The sequence below is a fragment of the Streptomyces sp. NPDC048442 genome (genome assembly GCF_040651475.1).
Taxonomy (GTDB): Bacteria; Actinomycetota; Actinomycetes; order Streptomycetales; family Streptomycetaceae; genus Streptomyces.
Window position 1 is genome coordinate 39,877 of sequence record NZ_JBEZKB010000041.1, and the last position, 19,209, is coordinate 59,085.

Consider the following 19,209-nt stretch of genomic DNA (forward strand, 5'->3'; position numbering starts at 1 on the left):
CGGGCGTGGGGCGGTGAGCGCCTCCCGCTCTGAGCCCGGGGCCGGGGCACTGGTCGGGAGGCGCGGGATCATGAGATGTTGCCCACCAGGCAAGCCCTTCGACCCCTCAGCCCCTGAGCCCTTCGGCCCTTCAGCCCCTGAGCCCTTCGGCCCTTCAGCCCCTGAGCCCTTCGGGCCTTCAGCCCCTGAGCCCTTCGGTCCTTCAGCGCTTTCGCAGGAGACAGACATGCCCCAGCTCTTTCCCGCCCTCGAAACCGCGGGCCACGCACCCGCCCTGCGGTTCGGGGACCGCTCGTTGGACTACGCAGAGCTGAGGGCGGCGGCCTCGGCCACGGCGGTCCGTCTCGCCGGGGCAGGCCGGGTCGCCCTCTGGGCCACCCCGACCCTGGAGTCCGCGGTGGGGGCGGTGGCCGCGCTCGTCGCCGGGGTTCCCCTCGTGCCGGTCAACCCCGGCAGCGGTGCCCGCGAGCTCGCGCACGTCGTGGCCGACAGCGCGCCCGAACTCGTCCTCGCGGCCCCCGGGGTGGAGCTGCCGGAAGCGTTCGCCGGACTGCCCGTCGTACATCCGGACCTCACCCCCGAAGGCCCCCTGCCGGACCTCCCCGAAGAGCCAGGTGACGAGGCGCCCGCGCTCGTCATCTACACGTCCGGCACCACGGGCCCGCCCAAAGGGGCGGTCCTGCCGCGCCGTGCGATCCGCGCCACCCTCGACTCCCTCGCCGAGGCGTGGCAGTGGACCGGGGACGACGTCCTGGTGCACGGGCTGCCGCTGTTCCACGTCCACGGTCTGGTACTGGGAGTACTCGGCCCGCTGCGCAGGGGCGGCAGCCTCCGCCACCTCGGCCGTTTCTCTCCGGAAGGGGTCAGGGAGGAGCTGGCCGGCGGGGCCACCGTGCTCTTCGGCGTGCCGACGATGTACCACCGGCTCGCCGAGGCGCTGCCGGCCGACCCGGCACTGGGGAAGGCCCTCGCCGGCGCCAGGCTCCTCGTCTCCGGCTCCGCAGCGCTGTCCCGCCGCGACCACGAGGCCATCACCGGGGCGACCGGTCAGCAGGTCGTCGAGCGGTACGGCATGACCGAGACGCTCATGAACACGAGCGTAAGGCCGGGCGGCCCGCCCCAACCGGGCAGTGTGGGAACGCCGTTGGACGGCGTCGAGCTGCGCCTGGTGGACGACGGCGGGCGGCCCGTCGAGGCCGGGGACGGAGAGACGCTCGGGGAGATCCAGGTGAAGGGACCGAACCTCTTCACCGAGTACCTGGGCCGGCCGGACGCCACCGAGGCCGCCTTCGACCAGGGCTGGTTCCGTACCGGCGACATGGCGACACAGGACGCCGACGGATCGGTACGGATCGTGGGCCGCCGCTCCACCGACCTGATCAAGAGCGGCGGCTACAAGATCGGCGCGGGCGAGATCGAGAACGTACTCCTGGAACACCCCGCCGTCGCCGACGCCGCCGTCACCGGCGAACCCGACCCCGATCTGGGGGAGGCCGTCGTCGCCTGGATCGTGCCGAGGGACCCGGCCGCACCGCCGAGCGCGCAGGAGCTCGCCGACCACGTGGCCGGCCAGCTCGCCCCGTACAAGCGGCCCCGGACAGTACGGCTGCGGGAGGCGCTGCCGCGCAACGACATGGGGAAGATCATGAAGAAGGCCCTGCGCGACTGAACGACCCTCCTGCTCGGCACGACCCTCCTGCTCGGCTGCTTCCTGCTTCCCACTCAGGTGGACAGCGCGGCGACAGCGACGGCCGGCTGTGCGAACGGCTGGCTCGTCACCGCCGGCCTGCTGCTGGTCACGGGCGCGGGGATCACCCGCACAGTTCGGTGAAGCGGCGCGTGTCGATGTTGCCGCCGGAAATGATCACTCCGACCCGGGAAGGAAGTTGGCCGATACGGCCGGTGAGCAGGGCGGCGAGTCCGGTGGCGCCGCTGGGCTCGACGACGATCTTCAACCGCTCGAAGGCGAACCGCATGGCGTCACGGATCTGGTCGTCGGTGACCAGGGCGATCTCGTCGACGAGCCGCTGGTTGACGGAGAAGGTCAGCTCGCCGGGCGTCTGGATCGCCTGGCCGTCTGCGATGGTGCGCGGTACGGGAACGGTGACCCGCCTGCCCGCCTCCAAGGACCGCTTGGTGTCGTCCCCGGCCTCCGGCTCCACCCCGATCACCCGCGTCCCGCCGTACAGGCCCTTGGCCGCGGTGGCGCTGCCCGCGATGAGACCACCGCCGCCCACCGGGGCCACCAGTGCGCCGAGTTCACCGCTCTCCTCGATGAGTTCCAGCGCGGCGGTGCCCTGTCCGGCCATGACGTGCGGGTGTTCGTACGGCGGGATCAGCGTCAGGCCGCGCTCGGCTGCCAGCGCCTCGCCGAGAGCGTCCCGGTCCCCGGTGTACCGGTCGTACGTGACGATCTCCGCGCCGTAGCCGAGAGTCGCGGCCACCTTGGACTGCGGGGCGTCCTGCGGCATCAGGATCACCGCCGTGGTGCCCAGCTCCCGCGCGGCCAGGGCGACGGCCTGGGCGTGGTTGCCGGAGGAGTAGGCGGCAATTCCCTTGGCCAGCTGCTCCGGTGAGAGCCGGGAGGCGGCGTTGTACGCACCGCGGAACTTGAAAGCGCCGATGCGCTGGAAGTTCTCGCACTTGAGGTGCACCTCGGCGCCGACCAGCCCGTCCAGGGTGCGGGAGCGCAGGACGGGGGTGCGGTGGGCGACGCCCTTGAGCCGTGCGGCGGCGTCGCGTACGTCGTCGAGAGTCAGATGCAGGGGAAGGGCCATGTCTCTCCTCCGTTTCTGGTACGTCGATCCGACAGTAGTCCGCGCGCCACCCGAGCAGTTCCAGGTGCGTGCCCGCGTTGGCGTGCAGCGTCTTCTCCTTGGAGGCGAAGGCGTCGAACAGGGCGAGAGGCCGGGCTGTAGTAGCCGACCGGTCCTCCGGTGCCGATCTCCGGCAGCTCCTGGAGCGCGTCCAGGGTGGCCTGCCACTCCGGTACGGCGCGTTCCGCGAGGCTCGCGTGGTACCGGACGACGATCGGGCCGACCGGCTCGCCCACCGTTCCCGGTGCTCTCTTGTCCGTACCGCCGCCGTGGCCCAGCAGCACCAGGTTGCCTTTCGGAAGTGCAGCCGGTGCTTGCGCCCGGCCGCCCGGCCGTCTTATCCCATGGCAGAAGGGGAAGCGGAAGCAGCGGTCTGCGGGTCGACCGGGCGCTCGAAGAACGTCTCCAGCACCACCGTGGCATGCGTCCCGCTGACCCCCTCGACGGCGTGGAGCCTGCGCAGTACGTCCTGCAGCTGCTCGGTGCCGGCGGTTCTGACCTTCACCAGCACTGAAGCGGTGCCCGCGATGACGTGCGCCTCCAGGATCTCGGGGAGCGCGGCGAAGGCCTCCGCCGAATCACCCATCCACGAGGTCGAGTCGACCATCACGTAGGCCAGGACGGAGGCGCCCACCGAGGCGGGGTCCACCTCGGCCGCGGTGCGGCGGATGACGCCGCGCTCGCGCAGCTTCCGTACGCGCTCATGAGCGGCACCGGCGGAAAGGCCGACGGCCTGGCCGAGTGCGGCGTAGGGCTGGGTGGCGTCCTGCTGGAGCTGTGCCAGCAGCACGCGGTCTATGTGATCCACAACTCTCCATTCGGGAAGGTCTTGTGCCGACCATACGACATCCTGCAATCTTCGCCTCAGGCCAAACAGCGTTCGGCAAGGGGTGGTTGAGACATGTACGAAATGTTCGACGAGAGGTTCCGCACCGGGCGGTGCATGAACGGTGACGACGCACTGGAGGTGCTGTACACCGGCTGCCGCTGGGCCGAGGGGCCCATCTACCTGCCCGCCTGGAGGCAGTTGATCTGGAGCGACATCCCCAACGACCGGATGCTGCGCTGGGACGAGGAGAGTGGCGCGGTCAACGTCTTCCGGCGCAACGCCGGGCACACCAACGGCAACACCCTCGACCGCGAGGGCCGCCTGATCACCTGCGAGCAGGGCAACCGCCGGGTGACCCGCACCGAACACGACGGCACCGTCAGTGTGTTGGCGGACCGGTGCCAGGGCAAGCGGCTGAACAGCCCGAACGACGCGGCGGTGAAGTCCGACGGCTCGATCTGGTTCTCCGACCCGGACTTCGGCATCACCAGCGACTACGAGGGCTACCGCGCGCAGAGCGAGATCGGCGCCAACAACGTCTACCGCATCGATCCGGTCACCGGCGAGGTGCGCCAGGTCGCCGACGGCTTCGGTGCGCCGAACGGCCTGGTCTTCTCGGCCGACGAGAGCCAGTTGTTCGTCTCCGACACCAAGGCCGGCTTCATCCGGGTCTTCGACGTGCGCGACGACGGCACGCTGTCCGACGGCAAGGTCTTCGCCGAGGCGGGGGCCCGCGAGAAGGCCCGCTTCGACAACCTCCGCTTCGACGACGGGGGCCGGCTCTGGGCCGCCGCGATGGGCGACGGAGTGCACTGCTACGACCCCGACGGCACGCTCATCGGGCGTATCGACGTCCCCGAGGCGGTGGCCAACATCTCCTGGGGCGGCGCCAAGCGCAACCGCCTCTTCATCACCGCGGAGACCAGCCTCTACTCGGTGGTCATGGCCGTCACGGGCACCCACCCGACCGGCCCCGGACGCCGGCCCTGGCTGGACGCGTAACCGCTCCCGCGAACGGTGCACCTGACCGCGAACGGTGCACCGGGCCGCGAAACGGTGCACCGGGGCGGCACGTCCTAAGGCGCGCCCCGGGGCCGCGCGTTCCGCTTCGTGCGGTGCTGATCCCTGAGCTGTCTGAGGAAGTACGCCGCCTCGCCGCTGATGCTGACCCCGGTGGCCAGGATGATCAGCATGGCCACGGCCTGCACCATGTGGGTCGTCCCCTGCGGGATGCGGTCGATCGACAGTTCGCTCAGTGCCCGGTAGAGCATGCTGCCGGGCAGCAGCGGGGTGACGGCGGGGATGACCAGGGGCAGCGCGGACACCCGGTCCCGGTGGGCCAGGAACTGGCCGACCGCGCCGATGGCGCCGGCCATGATGCCGGTGGCCGACAGCCGCAGGAAGCCCGCGTCGCGCAGGGCGAGGTAGCCGATGACACCTGCCACCCCGAGGAGAGCGGCGACGATCCATTTGCGGCGGGGGACGCGCATCCGGGAAGCGATCGCCACGGTGAACGTCGCGGCCCCGAGCAGCCGCCAGGAGAAGTAGTCCAGGGATTTGGTCTGCGGCAGGATCGGCAGGCTGTAGCCGGCCTTCGCCGCGAGGGCCATGACCACCCCCGTCCCGGAGACGATCGCGAGGAAGACGAGCAGCGCCTCCATGAGCCGGGAGTACGCCGTCACGTAATGGCCGGTCAGTGCGTCCTGGACGGCGCTGATGATGGTGAGGGCGGGCAGCAGTGCCAGTACGCCGCCGACGATGATGGCCGGGGCGTTGCGGCCGTAGCCGAGGTTGTCGGCCAGGACGGCGAACAGCGCGGCGGGCAGCACGGCGAGTGCGATCCGGTAGAAGGCGGGCACGCCGTACGTGGCGAGTGCGGTGGAGACGCGTCCGGCGATGGTGGCCGCGATGAAGGAGGGGACCACGACCGGAAGGTCGCCGCCCGCGATCAGACTTCCGGAAGCGGCGACCAGACCCGCATGAGCCGATTCCCTGCCCCAGTGGGCGGCACGGCTCACGGCGGCCTCGGTCGCGGGTGCGGGGCAGAGGGTGACCACGCGCGCACGTGCCTCGACGGCGTTCAAGCGGCCGTCGCTGATGTCCTGGACGAGCTGGTGGGTGCTTTCCAGCGCGGTGAAGTCCAGGGTGCGGCGGCGGATGACCCGGTGCTCGGAGGTGGGTTCCGTGTCCTCGGCCATCCGGCCCGCCAGCGAAACCACCCACAGCGTCACATCGGGCTCGCACCACTGGAGTCCGTACGCCTCCGCCGTGACCAGCATGCCCGCGACCGTCTCCTCGGCGGCCGCGCCGTTGGCCATCAGGGAATCGCCGATCAGCAGCGCGAGGGCGATGACGAATGCGGCGTCCGGGCGCTCGGGGTCGGCGGGCGGAGCCATGAACGGGTCGGGGGCCGACTCCAGGCCACGCAGCCGGCCCAGGCTCCGCTGGAGCCAGGGCAGGGACTTGTTGGGCAACGGGCCCTCCGGCGCTGGTGGGACTCTGCCGACTTCGGTACGGGAACCCGGGGCCCACGTCGTTCGTACGGCCTGGCAGGTGCAGCAGCATGGAATCTGATGGATCGTCATCCGGATTTACGACACGCCGCCGGGCACGCCGTTTGTGGCGGGAGGTGACGTGAGGTGACAGAAGGTGACGGAAGGGCGCCCCGGGGCCGAAGTGTTGGCTGGTTTCCCGCTGGCACGGGCCCGGCCGGGCTGGTGACACTGTGGACGTGGAGCCCCACCCGGCCTGCTCCTCGGAGGTGCCCTCTGGTGCCGACGAGGCGGGAGCGGACGCGTGGTGCGCCGCGCACCGGCTTCGGCCGCAGTCCTGCGGCTGTCGAGTCCCTTGCACGGCGACGCACGTCAGGAGGGCTTCCATGACTGCACGACCGAGCAGCACCACCACCACGAACGCCGACTGGGGCAAAGCGAACTTCGGCGACATCTACGACTGCCCCGACCCCCGCTCGTACTTCGCCACACTGCGCCCCCTCGCGTACCAGATACCCCACCACGGCCAGGCCGTCTTCCGGGCGCTGACCGGCGCGCTGCGCGGCCTGCGCCCCGACCGGTCACCGCTGAACGTGGTGGACCTGTGCTGCTCGTACGGGATCAACGCGGCCCTCCTCAACCACCGGGTCACCCTGACCGAGCTGTACGCCCGCTACACCGCCCGCCATCTGGCCACACTGTCGGCCCGCCGCCTCACGGCCGAGGACCGGGCCTTCTTCACCGCACGCCGCACACCGGAGGCGGTGTCGGTGACTGGCGTCGACGCGGCGGCCCGCGCCGCCGGATACGCGCGTGACGTCGGTCTGCTCGACCACTCCTTCGCGGAGAACCTCGAAGTCGGTGCGCCGAGCCCCGCCCTGCGCCGCGCGGTGGCGGGCGCGGACCTCATCACCGTGACGGGCGGCATCGGCTACATCCGCACCCGGACCTTCGCCAGGCTCCTCGACTGCATGCCGGTCCCGCCGTGGGTCGCCTCGTTCGTGCTGCGCACCGTGCCGTACCGGCCGATCGCCGAACTGCTCGGCGCCTCGGGCCTGGTGACGGAGAAGCTGCCCGCCCGTACTTTCCGGCAGCGCCGCTTCGCCGACGAGGCCGAACGGAACGCGGCGTTCGACGCCCTGGCCGCGGCCGGACTCCGTACGACGGGCAAGGAGGCGGACGGCTACTACCACGCCGACCTGTACCTGTCCCGGCCCGCGGCCGACGTCGCCGCCCTGCCCCTCGCCGCCCTGCTCTGACAAAACCCCGTCGCCGCCCTGCTCTGACAAAACCCCGTCACCGTGCCCTTGCCTGCCCCGCGTCGAGCCAGTGGAGGCGGCCCAGGCTGACCAGGCGCAGTTGGCGGCGGGCCAGTTCGGCGGTGGTCTCCTCGTCGCCGGGTTCCGTGTCGAGAAATGCCGAGGCGGTCATCACCATGTGGTCGACGTAGACCCCGGCCAGCATCACCAGGTCCTCGCGAGACCAGCCCGCGGAGTCCGGCAGCGCGCCGAGCGCGTCGGCCACCTCCTCGGCGAACAGCCGCAGTTGGGCGCCGATCGCCTCGCGCACCGGCCGCACCCCGCCGTGCCGCTCCCGGGCGATGAACCGTACGTGGGCGGGGGCGGACCGGACGAGCTCGGCGATCAGGGCGACGGTGAGGGCGATACGGGCCTCGCTGTCGTCCGCGTCGGGCGCGGCCAGGCTCGCGCGGATCGCACTGTGCAGACCGCCCAGCGACTCCTCGACCAGGGCGACGCCCAGCTCGGCGGTGTCCTTGAAGTGCCGGTAGAACGCGGTCGGGGCGAGCCCGACCGCCCGGGTCACCTCACGCAGGCCGAGGCTGCTCAGGCTCTGGTGCTCCAGGAGGCCGAGGGCCGCGTCCATGAGGGCCTGACGGGTCCTGAGCTTCTGGGTCTGCCGGATCCCCGTTGTTGCGGTGTGACTCATGTCATCCAGTAAACAGTCGTTCTCCGAAGAAGGGAAGCATGGGTGTGTGGTTCAGTGGACAACTGTAACTACAACTGTTCACTCAACTCATCAACTCCCACTCCCTCGAGAGGTGTTGAACCCGTGATCGCTCTCGTCGCCGTACTTCTGCTCCTGGGCGTCCTGCTGGGCCCGGTCGCCCACGCACCGCTGCCCGTCACCCTGATCGCCGCCGCGCTGATCGGTTGCTGGCTGCTGGTCTTCGCCGTCCGGGAACGCCGGCGGCGCTGAGAAACGGCAAGCCCGACATCCGTACCCCCGGCATCCGTACCCCGGCATCCGTACCCCGGCATCCGTACCCCGGCATCCGTACCACCGAGAAAGGACCCGCCATGCAGCTCACCGCACGCACTGCCCCCACCGCACCCACTGCCCCCACCGCACCCACTGCCCCCGCCGATCCGGCCGCCACCGAGCGTTCCCGTCGCGTCGGCCTGCGTGATGCCGACGGGATGGCCGTCGCCTCGTTCGTGCTCGGCCTGGTCGGGCTGCTCGCCATGAACATCCTGCTGGGCCCGGCCGCCCTCGTGCTCGCCACCCTCGCCCTGCGCGGCGGCACCACCCGCCGGTTCCGTGCCTGGCTCGGTTTCGGCCTCGGCGTCGCCGACCTCGTGGTGCTCGCCACCGTCGTCGACCTGAACAACTCGATCTCGTGGAGCTTCGGCGGCTGAAGACGGCTGGACGAGCAGGCTGGTGATCGTGTAGCCGCCGGTGCGGACCGCGTCGATGATCTGCGGCAGCGCCTGGGCATCGAGAACGGGGGCATGCCCGTCGAGGGAACCGACGTGCATCGCGCCCGCTCAGTTGTGCCGGATCAGCGAATCCACCAGTCCCGCACGGGTGTTCGGGAAGTCCAGTGGAATGATGCCCAGACCCCGCCAGCCGCTCGCCCCGGAACTGTCCACCAGGGAGTGCACCTTCGGGTTCAGGCGGTCGGAGTTCCACCGGGGCGGCAGGCCGGCAGCGGTGCTCACGAAGTTGATGTACTGCTTGCCCGGCTGGTCGGCGGCCTTCCTGAACTGGGCCTCGATCTTCGGGTACTTGGCGAACGGCTCCGCCTGGTAGTCGTCCTGGATGTCGAAGACCGACGTGTCGCCCCAGCGCACCCCGCCCGGCAGCCCGCCGTTGTCCGCGAGCAGGACGACCCTGCCGCGGGCCTGCCCGAGGGACGGCAGCGCGTCGGCCATCAGGAACAGCGAACGCCATCCCCTACGGTCGAGATAGTCGGTGAACAGCGCGCCGAACTCGCTGTCGGAGACCTCCGAGTACTCCTGCTTCACCCGCATCAGCACCGTCTCCGACGGATGCGCCGCCAGGAAGTCCCGGCAGGCGGTGAGGACGTCGTCGAAGTTGAGGTTCTGGTAGAACGCGCCGTGATGGATCGTGAACGACCCCTCGAAGGCCCGGCACCGTACGTCGAGGAACCGGATGCCGGACGCCAGCTGCTGCGCGATCGTGGTGTTCTGGCACTCCACCCACGGGCCGCCGAACCGGGCGCCCGAGTCATGGGTACCGGGCAACGTCAGCGTGCGCAGCGGCCGCGCGGAGTCGATCCCCGCCATCCAGTCCTGCACCCCGAGAGCCCGCACCTCGCGAGCCCGTACCCGGGCGCCCGCCGGTGCCGTTCCCGCGTAGGTCAGAAGTCCGGTGGCGGAGAGGGCCGCCGCACCCTTGAGGAACCCTCGTCGGTCCATGCGCAACTCTTCTCCCTGGCATCGCTCCGGTCACACGCGCGCATCCAAGCACACATGAGGGAGCGTCAACCAGAGTGTGAAAAGCCGCACTTGGGGCCAATCAGCGAGTGTCGTCCCCGTTCCCTTCTCCGTTTCCTTCCCCGTTCTCCTCCGCGTTGCGCTTCTGCCGCTTGCCGACCACCACCGCCGCGGCGACCGCGCTGCCCACGAAGGCGGCAGCCACCGTCCACGGCTGGTCGAAACGGTGGCCGGTGGCATGGTCGAGCGAGTGGCGCCCCGGCCCCGCGAGGCCGATCGCGGCGGCCGTGAAGCCGAGGAAGGCGGGGTACTCGAATCCGCCGGACTGGGCGAAGAACCCGGCGGGGGCGTGTACGGCGACAGCGCCCGCCATGGCCCCCGCGGCAGCCGCACCGGCCGCCGGAGTGGCGAGGCCGAGTGCGAGGAGCGCGCCGCCGCCCGCCTCGCCGAGCCCCGCGGCGACCGCACTCTGCGTGCCCGGCGTGAACCCCATGGACTCCATGGCGGCGCCGGTCCCCTTGATACCGCCACCGCCGAACCAGCCGAAGAGCTTCTGTGTGCCGTGCGCGGCCAGCACCGCGCCGGTACCCACCCGCAGTACGAGCAGACCGAGGTCGCGGCGGTGGTTCATGCAGGAGGCCATGTCATCTCCAGGCTTCGAGTGGGGAACTTCGAGTGGGGAACTTCGGGTGAGGAACTTCGGGTGAGGAACGGGGCGACGCCTTCCACTCTCCGCTGCCCGCGCTGCCCGAGCGGCGCGGTACTACGCCAGACGGGAGACTGGACGGCATGGCGAAGGACAGGCGCAGTGCCGGACTGCTCCTCTTCCGGGTCACGGGCACCGGCGAGGAGCGGGACGTCGAGGTGCTGATCGGGCACATGGGCGGCCCGTTCTGGGCGAGGCGCGAGGCGGCGGCCTGGTCGGTGCCCAAGGGCGAGTACGGGCCCGACGAGGATCCCGCGGCGGCCGCCCGCCGGGAGTTCGAGGAGGAACTCGGGCTGCCCGTTCCCGACGGAAGCTGGCTTCCGCTCGGTGACGTACGTCAGCGCAACGGCAAAACGGTCACCGTGTGGGCGCTGGAGGCGGAGCTGGACCCGGCGGACGTGGTGCCGGGGACGTTCGTCATGGAGTGGCCGCGCGGGTCCGGCGTACAGCAGGAGTTTCCGGAGCTGGACCGGTTCGCCTGGTGCACGCCTGAGCAGGCCGCCGAGCGGCTCGTGACGGGCCAGCGGACCTTCGTCGACCGGCTGCGCGCCCGGGTGACCGGGTGACTGAGAACGGAAGGCGCCGGGGCGGGCCGGGCCGGGGGTGCCCGGCCCGGCCCGCCGTGATGTCGGACGAGGGGGTGACTCAGTTGAAGGTGTCGGGGTCGGGACCCGTACGCATGCCGCGGTCCAGGGCGCCGACGGCTTCGAGCTCCTGCTCGCTCAGTACGAAGTCGAAGACGTCGAGGTTCTCGCGGATGCGGGCCTCGGTGACCGACTTCGGGATGACGACGTTGCCGGTCTGGAGGTGCCAGCGCAGCACGACCTGGGCGGGGCTCTTGCCGTGCCGGGCCGCGATCGAGACGATCGTCTCGTCCTTGAGGACGGCGCCTTGGGCGAGCGGGCTCCACGCCTCGGTGAGGATGCCGTGCCGGGCGTGGACGTCGCGCAGCTCCTGCTGCTGGAGGCCCGGGTGCAGCTCGATCTGGTTGACCGCCGGGACGACCGAGGCACCGGCGAGCAGGCGCTCCAGGTGGGCGGGCTGGAAGTTGGAGACGCCGATGGCGCGGGTGCGCCCGTCGGCGAGCAGCTTTTCGAAGGCGCGCCAGGTGTCGGCGTAGAGGTCCCGCTCGGGGGTCGGCCAGTGGATCAGGTAGAGGTCGACGTGGTCGAGACCCAGCTTGTCGAGGGAGGCGTCGAAGGCGGCGAGCGTGGCGTCGTAGCCCTGGTCGGCGTTCCACAGCTTGGTGGTGAGGAACAGCTCGTCGCGGGGGATGCCGGATGCGGCGATCGCCCGGCCGACGCCCCGCTCGTTTCCGTATACGGCAGCGGTGTCGATGCTGCGGTACCCGGCGGCGAGTGCGGAGCCGACGGCGGCGGTGGTCTCCTCGTCGGGGACCTGGAAGACGCCGAAGCCGAGCTGGGGCATCGTGACGCCGTTGTTCAGGGTGACGGTGGGGATGTGGGGGAGGGAGGTCATGATGCGCTGTTCCTTGTTGGTACGGGGGAAGGGGGAAGTTCTTAGTCGGTACGTGGGAAGGGGGAGCGGGGGAGGTGGGGTCAGCGGTGGGCGGTGGCGACGGCCTGTTCGGCCGGAGCGGCTTCGGCCGGCGTACGGTCCGCTGCCGTGGCCCCGGGAGATCCGGCGACCACACCGGAGGCCACGGGGCGTGCGGGCTCCCTGCGCTCCAGGAGGCTGGAGACGACGGCGAGGATCAGTGCGCCGACGGCGAGGGCCGCGCCGACCCAGTTCGCCGAGGTGTAACCGTATCCGGCGGCGATCACGATGCCGCCGAGCCAGGCGGCCAGCGCGTTGCCGAGGTTGAAGGCGCCGATGTTGACCGCGGACGCCAGGGTGGGCGCGCCGTGGGCGTAGTCCAGTACGCGCTTCTGGAGCGGGGGCACCGTGGCGAAGCCGAGGGCTCCGATCAGGAAGACGGCGACGGCCGCCGTGACCTTGTTCTGCGCGCCGACGGTGAAGAGGGCGAGAACCACGGCCAGGCCGCCGAGCGCGGTGAGGAGCATCGGCATGAGCTTGCGGTCGGCGAACTTTCCGCCGGTCAGGTTGCCGGCGACCATGCCCAGGCCGAAGAGGACGAGGAGCCAGGTGACGGAGGACTCCGCGTAGCCGGTGACCTCGGTCAGCATCGGAGCGATGTAGGTGATCGCCGCGAAGACTCCGCCGAATCCGAGCACGGTCATCGCCATGGCCAGCAGCACCTGGGCGTTCTTGAAGGCGGCCAGCTCGTGCCGCAGCCGGACCCCCTCCGCCTTGGGTACGTCCGGCACCAACTTGGCTATGCCGGCCAGGCCGAGGACGCCGAGCGCGGCGACGAGGAAGAAGGTGACGCGCCAGCCGGCGCTCTGTCCGACGAAGGTGCCCAGCGGCACGCCGACGACGTTGGCGACGGTCAGGCCGGTGAACATCATGGAGATGGCGGCGGCCTTCTTCTCGGGGGCGACCAGCTCGGCGGCGACCACCGAACCGATGCCGAAGAACGCGCCGTGGGCGAGCGAGGCGACCACCCGGCCGACGATCATCACGGAGAACGTGGGGGCGACCGCCGAGACGACGTTGCCCACGATGAACAGGCCCATGAGGAGCATCAGCATGTTCTTGCGGGAGATCCGGGTGCCCAGGACGGTCATGAGCGGCGCGCCGAACATGACCCCCAGGGCGTATCCGGTGACCAGGAATCCGGCGGTGGGCACCGAGACGCCGAAGTCGGCGGCGACGTCGGGGAGCAACCCCATGATGACGAACTCGGTGGTGCCGATTCCGAAGGCCCCGATGGCGAGGGCCAGGAGCGCGAGAGGCATGGGGGAGACCTTCCGAGGTACGTTGCGGTAGCGTCTTACAAGCGAAGACAATAGTTGCAGACGCGGGTTAATGCAAGCGCGGTGTAATTGGATGCCGTCTCGTCGACCGCTGTTCACCGGGGGGCGCTGAGTGGCCGTGAAGGGCGCTGAGTGTGCTGAAGAGTCCTGACCGGCGTCGAGTGTGCCGAAGAGCCCTGACCGGCGCTGATCGGTGCGATCGGCGCTGAGCGGCGCCGAACGGGCTCTGCGGGGCGAAAAGGTCCGGTGCGTGCGCGGCTGCTCGCTGCCTACGGCATGGCCAGGGCGTCCGCTACCTGCCGTCCCACGGAGCGTGGCCGATTCTCGATGCGCTCCCGGGCCGCGCCTGCGCGCCGGCCGGGCTGTGCGGCGACTGTGCGGCGGGCGTGCGGCGGACGTGCCGGGTGTACTCGGCCGGATCCCGACGGTACCCGGGCAAACCTCGCGCGGCCACGATCATCGTATCGAGCTAATGTCACCGGATTCTCCGGGTCGAAGGGCCGGATCGGCCGCTACTGTCCACGACATCTGGACGGATTCCCGTTCCTTTGCTGCCAGTTGTGCCTCTTGCCCGCCCATGGGTGCGTCACGGCCGCCGCCCCGGCCCAGTCGCTGCCCCGCCGAGTCGCTGCCCCACCAAGGAGAGCCCGCCCGATGAGCGTTGACACGAGCCCCGAGCCGCAGGTGGCACCGGTTCGGCAGCAGTCCCTGAGTACGGCCGCAGCCCGCAACCTCGCCACCACGGCCAAGTCCGCCCCGCAGATGCAGGAGATCAGCTCCCGCTGGCTGCTGCGGATGCTCCCCTGGGTGGAGACCAAGGGCGGGGCGTACCGGGTCAACCGCCGGCTCAGCTACACCGTCGGGGACGGGCGCGTGGACTTCGTCCAGGACGGCGCCGAGGTCCGGGTGATCCCCCGCGAGCTCGGCGAACTGGCCCTGCTGCGCGGCTTCGACGACGTGCAGGTGCTGACCGCGCTCGCCGACCGGTGTGTCCAGCGCGACTTCCGGGCGGGCGAAACGCTGGCCGAGCGCGGCGCGCCCGCGGACCGGCTCCATCTGATCGCCCACGGCCGCGTCAGCCGCACCACCGTCGGCCAGTACGGCGACGAACTGGCGGTGGCCGTGCTCGCCGACGGCGAACGGTTCGGGGACGACGCCCTGTTGGACCCGGACGCCCGGTGGGAGAGCACCGCCACGGCCGAGACGGCGGGCACCCTGTTGACCCTGTCCCGCGCCGACTTCACGGCCGTCGCGGACTCCGCGCCAGGCCTCCGGGAACACCTTGAGGAGTTCAGGGCGCTGCCGCGCCGGCGGCAGAACCACAAGGGCGAGGCGGAGATCGCGATGTCCGCCGGACACGCGGGCGAGCACCGGCTTCCCGGCGCCTTCGTCGACTACGAGCTGAAGCCGCGTGAGTACGAACTCTCCGTCGCACAGACGATCCTGCGGGTCCACAGCCGGGTCGCGGACCTCTACAACGGGCCGATGAACCAGACCGCCGAGCAACTCAGGCTCACCATCGAGGCGTTGCGGGAGCGCCAGGAGTACGAGCTGATCAACAACCGGGAGTTCGGCCTGCTCCACAACGTGGACTTCAAGCAGCGCGTCCAGCCGCACTCGGGTCCGCCCACCCCGGACGACATGGACGAGATCCTCTGCCGCCGCCGGGGCTCCAAGTTCTTCCTCGCCCACCCCAGGACGATCGCGGCGATCGGACGCGGGTTCAGCGAGAGCGGGCTCTACCCGGAACAGGTCGACCTCGGCGGGCAGCAGGTACCGGCCTGGCGGGGCGTCCCGATCCTGCCTTGCGACAAGATCCCCATCACCAAGGAGAACACCAGCTCCATCCTCATCATGCGCACCGGCGAGGACAACCAGGGCGTCATCGGTCTGCGCCAGACCGGCCTGCCAGAGGAGTACGAACCGGGTCTGTCGGTCCGCTTCATGGGGATGAACGAACAGGCACTCATCTCCTACCTCGTCACCACGTACTACTCCGCCGCCGTCCTCGTGCCGGACGCGCTCGGCGTACTGGAGAACGTGCAGATCGCCCGCAGAAGCGTGTAGGGCATGTGCCCGCCCGGCTGCCGCCGCAGTCAGGGCCCGCACGTCCGCCGACCCGCCCGGCCGCCGCCACGGCCTGGGCCGCACATGCGCGGCGGCTGCCGCCACGGCCGCCGCGCATACCCCGCCGCGCACGCCCCTTCGCGCATACCCGCCGAGCCCGTCCGGCTGCCGCCACAGCCGAGCCGCGCCCACAGCCGGGCCGCTCCCACAGCCGAGCCGTGCCCACAGCCGGGCCGCGCGTGCCCGCCGAGCGCGCCCGGGGACCGTAACTACCGAACACCCCATCTCCCGGGGCCCGTTACCCCCCCCCGCACACCCCCTCAAGGAGTCATGGATGCCCGCGCCCGATCCGAGCCCCGCGCAGTCGACTCTCCCCGAGGCCGCCTCGCGCTTCGGGGCGCACGTCCTCGCCGATGCGGCGGCCCGCGCCTGCGACATCGCGGCCGCCACCGGAGGCCCGCCCCGGGTGCCGTCCCTGCCGGGACCGCCAGAGGCGGCCGCACCCCCTGCCGGCGCCGCTGTCTCCCCACCAGCTCTCTCCCCACCAGATCCCACTCCACTGGACTTCTCCGGACTCGCCCACACCGAAGCCCCGTTGCCGGCCGTCGACCTGGCGCGGATTCTGCGCGGACCCAGCGGGCTCGGCACGGCGGGCCTGCGGCTGACCCCGCCCGGGGAACCCGCGGCACCGCCGGAGCCGCCTGCGGCGGTGGAGGGCACACCGATCCCGGGCCTCTACTTCCACCCCGTACCGGAACCCGACCCCGTACGGGTGGAGGAGGTCAGTCGCAGGATCAAGTCCTGGGCGCTGGACGAGGTCGACCTGTACCCCGACGACTGGGAGGAGCAGTTCGACGGCTTCTCCGTGGGCCGCTACATGGTCGGCTGCCACCCGGACGCCCCCAGCATCGACCACCTGATGATCGCCACCCGCCTGATGGTCGCCGAAAACGCCGTCGACGACTACTACTGCGAGGACCACGGCGGCTCGCCCGTCGGACTCGGCGAACGGCTGCTGCTCGCGCACACCGCCCTCGACCCCCTGCACACCACTAAGGAGTACGAGCCCCAGTGGGCGCAGTCGCTCCACTCGGACGCCCCCCGGCGCGCCTACCGCTCCGCCATGGAGTACTTCGTCCGGTCGGCCAGTGCCTCCCAGGCCGACCGGCTCCGGCACGACATGGCCCGGCTGCACATGGGCTACCTCGCCGAGGCCGCCTGGGCCCAGCTGGACCGCGTACCCGAGGTGTGGGAGTACCTGGCGATGCGCCAGTTCAACAACTTCCGCCCCTGCCCCACCATCACCGACACCGTCGGCGGCTACGAACTCCCCGCGGACCTGCACGCCCGGCCGGCGATGCAGCGCGTCATCGCGCTCGCGGGCAACGCCACCACGATCGTCAACGACCTCTACTCGTACACCAAGGAACTCGCCGCCCCCGGCAAGCACTTGAACCTTCCCGTGGTGATCGCCGAACGCGAGGACGTCTCCGAACGGGACGCCTACCTCAAGGCGGTCGAGGTCCACAACGACCTCATGCACGCCTTCGAGTCCGAAGCGGCGGCCCTCGCCGTCGACTGCCCCGTCCCGACCGTTCAGCGCTTCCTGCGCGGTGTGGCCGCCTGGGTCGACGGCAACCACCACTGGCACCAGACCAACACCTACCGCTACAGCCTGCCCGACTTCTGGTGAGAAGACCTTTCCACCACTGAAGACGTCCCGTCTATTGATGAGAAGAATGGATCCGTCTGTGACCAGCACCGAGTTCACCACCTCCGCCACCGCTGCCTCCGCCGCCTTCATCCCCTCCCCGGTGACGCCCTACCAGGGGGACATCGCCCGCTACTGGGACGGGGAGGCCAGGCCCGTGAACCTGCGTCTCGGCGACGTCGACGGCCTTTACCACCACCACTACGGCATCGGCGACATCGACCACGCCGCGCTCGGCGACCCCCAGGACAGCGAGGCCGAGAAGAAGCTGATCGCCGAGCTCCACCGGCTGGAGTCGGCCCAGTCCGAACTCCTCCTGGACCACCTCGGCGACATCGCTCCCGGCGACACCCTGATGGACGCCGGCTGCGGCCGGGGCGGCTCGATGGTCATGGCCCACCAGCGCTTCGGCTGCAAGGTCGAGGGCGTCACGCTCTCCGCCAAGCAGGCCGACTTCGCCAACCGGCGCGCCCGCGAGCTCGACATCGAGGACCACGTCCGCGCCCGCGTCTGCAACATGCTGGCCACGCCCTTCGAGACCGGGCAGGCCGCCGCCTCGTGGAACAACGAGTCGAGCATGTACGTCGACCTGGAGGACCTCTTTGCCGAGCACTCCCGCGTCCTTGAGGTCGGCGGCCGCTACGTCACCATCACCGGCTGCTGGAACCCGCGTTACGGCCAGCCGTCGAAGTGGGTCTCGCAGATCAACGCGCACTTCGAGTGCAACATCCACTCCCGCCGGGAGTACCTGCGCGCCATGGCCGACAACCGACTCGTACCGCAGGCCGTCATCGACCTCACCCCGCAGACCCTGCCCTACTGGGAGCTGCGGGCCACGTCCTCCCTGGTCACGGGCATCGAGGAGGCGTTCATCAACTCGTACAAGGACGGCTCCTTCCAGTACGTCCTGATCGCGGCCGACCGCGTCTGACCGCAGCTCGGCACAGGGGCCGGGACCGCGAGAGACGGTCCCGGCCCCCCGCGCGTCAGACTCCGCTCCCGAGCAGCATCGCCAGCAGGGCGGCCGAGCAGCCCAGCTCGATCAGCCCCACGGCCTTGACCCGCAGGCCACGGCCGGGAAGCAGCGCCGCCGAAGTAGAGCAGGCAGGCGGCGAACGGCGCCGCCCCCTCGGTGAGCGTCCCGCCGCCCAGCCGCAGCGCCACCAGTAGCGCGGCGGCCACCGCGACCAGCAGCCAGGGCCGCAGCACCAGCAGCGGAACGCCGAGCACCGCGAGCACCGCGCCGAAGGCGAGCAGCGGGCCGCACGTGCCGGCCCGCCGCTCGGGGACCGCGGGACAGCCTGCGCAGCCGTACGTACTGCTGGAGGTGGAAGGCCGCCGTGTACGCCAGCAGCCAGCACACGAACAGCGGCAGGTGCAGCCACGCCGGGCCGCCGAGGATGGTGCCCGCGGTGAACGGGCTCCGCGCCCTCCGGCGGTACGACGGCCAGCGCGTCGCAGGCGGCCAGGCCGCGCAGCATCGCGGGCCCGTGGGAGTCCAGCGGGTGGACCGCCCCGGCGGTCCCGCACCTCGACCGGTACCAGCGCGGTGGAAGGGGCGCGCCCCGCCATCCGTACCCGCGCCGGAAGCCCGACCGCGGCGGCCGGTGGCAGGCCCGCGAGGGTGCGGAGTACAGGGACGGCGAGGGTGGCCGTCGCGGCGACCGCGGCGAGGGGGTTGCCCGGCAGCCCGACGACCGGCCTGCCGTCCGGGAGGACCGCGAGCAGCATCGGGTGTTCGGGGCGTACGGCGACGCTGCCGACCAGGGTGCACGCGCCGAGCGAGTCCAGGGCGCGGCGCACGTGCCGAGTGCGTCGAGCCAGGGGACCAGCAGCGGTCCCAGCGCGTCGCGGACCCGACCCCGGCCCGGCAGCCCCCGGTCGAGGAGTTCGTCGCCGAGCACCAGCAGGTCGGCCGAGGGGCGGCCGGTCACGGTGAGGGTGTCGTACCCGCAGGCGGCCGCCAGGCCCACGACGGCGGGGGGGGGGGGGGGGGGGCCCCACCCCGGGTCTACTGCAACAACGAAACCCCGTGGAAATACGAACCGCCCAG

At 71.2% G+C, this 19,209-nt stretch carries 18 protein-coding genes and 1 pseudogene; 9 read left to right on the forward strand and 10 right to left on the reverse strand.

What is annotated here, in order from left to right; translation table 11 throughout:
* Nucleotides 1-226: 226 nt before the first annotated feature.
* On the forward strand, nt 227-1,669 hold the full coding sequence (locus AB0D18_RS37940; RefSeq protein ID WP_362429675.1) for an acyl-CoA synthetase: 1,443 nt from the start codon (nt 227-229) through the stop codon (nt 1,667-1,669).
* Nucleotides 1,670-1,811: 142 nt separating this feature from the next.
* Here the strand turns inward: AB0D18_RS37940 and AB0D18_RS37945 are convergent, their stop codons facing one another.
* The 3 genes and pseudogenes from AB0D18_RS37945 to AB0D18_RS37955 form a co-directional block, all read right to left on the reverse strand.
* On the reverse strand, nt 1,812-2,777 hold the full coding sequence (locus tag AB0D18_RS37945) for a pyridoxal-phosphate dependent enzyme (RefSeq protein ID WP_362429678.1): 966 nt from the start codon (nt 2,775-2,777) through the stop codon (nt 1,812-1,814).
* A 37-nt stretch (nt 2,778-2,814) separates the two neighbouring features.
* Nucleotides 2,815-3,049, reverse strand: a pseudogene (locus AB0D18_RS37950) (alpha/beta hydrolase); the annotation flags it as partial.
* A 104-nt stretch (nt 3,050-3,153) separates the two neighbouring features.
* Nucleotides 3,154-3,624 (reverse strand): Lrp/AsnC family transcriptional regulator, encoded by a 471-nt coding sequence (locus tag AB0D18_RS37955; RefSeq protein ID WP_362429680.1) that lies wholly within the window; start codon nt 3,622-3,624, stop codon nt 3,154-3,156.
* A 93-nt stretch (nt 3,625-3,717) separates the two neighbouring features.
* On the opposite strand from AB0D18_RS37955, the gene AB0D18_RS37960 reads away from it, so the two are divergent.
* A complete protein-coding gene (locus AB0D18_RS37960) occupies nt 3,718-4,647 on the forward strand; it encodes an SMP-30/gluconolactonase/LRE family protein (RefSeq protein ID WP_362429683.1) in 930 nt (309 codons plus the stop codon).
* A 74-nt stretch (nt 4,648-4,721) separates the two neighbouring features.
* Here the strand turns inward: AB0D18_RS37960 and AB0D18_RS37965 are convergent, their stop codons facing one another.
* Nucleotides 4,722-6,119, reverse strand: a complete 1,398-nt coding sequence (locus AB0D18_RS37965; protein WP_362429686.1) for a threonine/serine exporter family protein — start codon at nt 6,117-6,119, stop codon at nt 4,722-4,724.
* Nucleotides 6,120-6,523: 404 nt separating this feature from the next.
* On the opposite strand from AB0D18_RS37965, the gene AB0D18_RS37970 reads away from it, so the two are divergent.
* On the forward strand, nt 6,524-7,396 hold the full coding sequence (locus AB0D18_RS37970) for a hypothetical protein (RefSeq protein ID WP_362429689.1): 873 nt from the start codon (nt 6,524-6,526) through the stop codon (nt 7,394-7,396).
* Nucleotides 7,397-7,433: 37 nt separating this feature from the next.
* Here AB0D18_RS37970 and AB0D18_RS37975 read toward each other — a convergent pair whose 3' ends face one another.
* Nucleotides 7,434-8,084 (reverse strand): TetR family transcriptional regulator, encoded by a 651-nt coding sequence (locus AB0D18_RS37975; protein ID WP_362429692.1) that lies wholly within the window; start codon nt 8,082-8,084, stop codon nt 7,434-7,436.
* Nucleotides 8,085-8,207: 123 nt separating this feature from the next.
* On the opposite strand from AB0D18_RS37975, the gene AB0D18_RS37980 reads away from it, so the two are divergent.
* On the forward strand, nt 8,208-8,354 hold the full coding sequence (locus AB0D18_RS37980; protein ID WP_362429695.1) for a hypothetical protein: 147 nt from the start codon (nt 8,208-8,210) through the stop codon (nt 8,352-8,354).
* Nucleotides 8,355-8,455: 101 nt separating this feature from the next.
* Nucleotides 8,456-8,794 (forward strand): DUF4190 domain-containing protein, encoded by a 339-nt coding sequence (locus tag AB0D18_RS37985; RefSeq protein ID WP_362429698.1) that lies wholly within the window; start codon nt 8,456-8,458, stop codon nt 8,792-8,794.
* Between the two features lie 129 nt (nt 8,795-8,923).
* Here AB0D18_RS37985 and AB0D18_RS37990 read toward each other — a convergent pair whose 3' ends face one another.
* Complete coding sequence (locus AB0D18_RS37990) at nt 8,924-9,817, reverse strand: phosphatidylinositol-specific phospholipase C (protein ID WP_362429701.1); 894 nt, start codon at nt 9,815-9,817, stop codon at nt 8,924-8,926.
* 100 nt (nt 9,818-9,917) lie between these two features.
* Nucleotides 9,918-10,478, reverse strand: coding sequence for a DoxX family membrane protein (locus AB0D18_RS37995; RefSeq protein WP_362429704.1), 561 nt, complete (start codon nt 10,476-10,478; stop codon nt 9,918-9,920).
* Nucleotides 10,479-10,624: 146 nt separating this feature from the next.
* On the opposite strand from AB0D18_RS37995, the gene AB0D18_RS38000 reads away from it, so the two are divergent.
* On the forward strand, nt 10,625-11,107 hold the full coding sequence (locus tag AB0D18_RS38000; protein WP_362429707.1) for an NUDIX domain-containing protein: 483 nt from the start codon (nt 10,625-10,627) through the stop codon (nt 11,105-11,107).
* A gap of 79 nt (nt 11,108-11,186) precedes the next feature.
* Here AB0D18_RS38000 and AB0D18_RS38005 read toward each other — a convergent pair whose 3' ends face one another.
* Nucleotides 11,187-12,020 (reverse strand): aldo/keto reductase, encoded by an 834-nt coding sequence (locus AB0D18_RS38005; protein WP_362429710.1) that lies wholly within the window; start codon nt 12,018-12,020, stop codon nt 11,187-11,189.
* Nucleotides 12,021-12,100: 80 nt separating this feature from the next.
* A complete protein-coding gene (locus AB0D18_RS38010) occupies nt 12,101-13,360 on the reverse strand; it encodes an MFS transporter (RefSeq protein ID WP_362429713.1) in 1,260 nt (419 codons plus the stop codon).
* A 672-nt stretch (nt 13,361-14,032) separates the two neighbouring features.
* Here AB0D18_RS38010 and AB0D18_RS38015 point away from each other — a divergent pair.
* The 3 genes from AB0D18_RS38015 to AB0D18_RS38025 all read left to right on the forward strand — a co-directional run bounded on the left by AB0D18_RS38015 (nt 14,033) and on the right by AB0D18_RS38025 (nt 18,087).
* Nucleotides 14,033-15,445, forward strand: coding sequence for a family 2B encapsulin nanocompartment shell protein (locus tag AB0D18_RS38015; protein ID WP_362429715.1), 1,413 nt, complete (start codon nt 14,033-14,035; stop codon nt 15,443-15,445).
* Between the two features lie 334 nt (nt 15,446-15,779).
* Complete coding sequence (locus AB0D18_RS38020) at nt 15,780-17,138, forward strand: family 2 encapsulin nanocompartment cargo protein terpene cyclase (RefSeq protein ID WP_362429718.1); 1,359 nt, start codon at nt 15,780-15,782, stop codon at nt 17,136-17,138.
* 58 nt (nt 17,139-17,196) lie between these two features.
* Nucleotides 17,197-18,087, forward strand: coding sequence for a geranyl diphosphate 2-C-methyltransferase (locus AB0D18_RS38025; protein ID WP_362429721.1), 891 nt, complete (start codon nt 17,197-17,199; stop codon nt 18,085-18,087).
* Nucleotides 18,088-18,198: 111 nt separating this feature from the next.
* On the opposite strand, the gene AB0D18_RS38030 is transcribed toward AB0D18_RS38025, so the two are convergent.
* Nucleotides 18,199-18,930, reverse strand: coding sequence for a YwiC-like family protein (locus AB0D18_RS38030; RefSeq protein ID WP_362429724.1), 732 nt, complete (start codon nt 18,928-18,930; stop codon nt 18,199-18,201).
* Between the last annotated feature and the right edge of the window lie 279 nt (nt 18,931-19,209).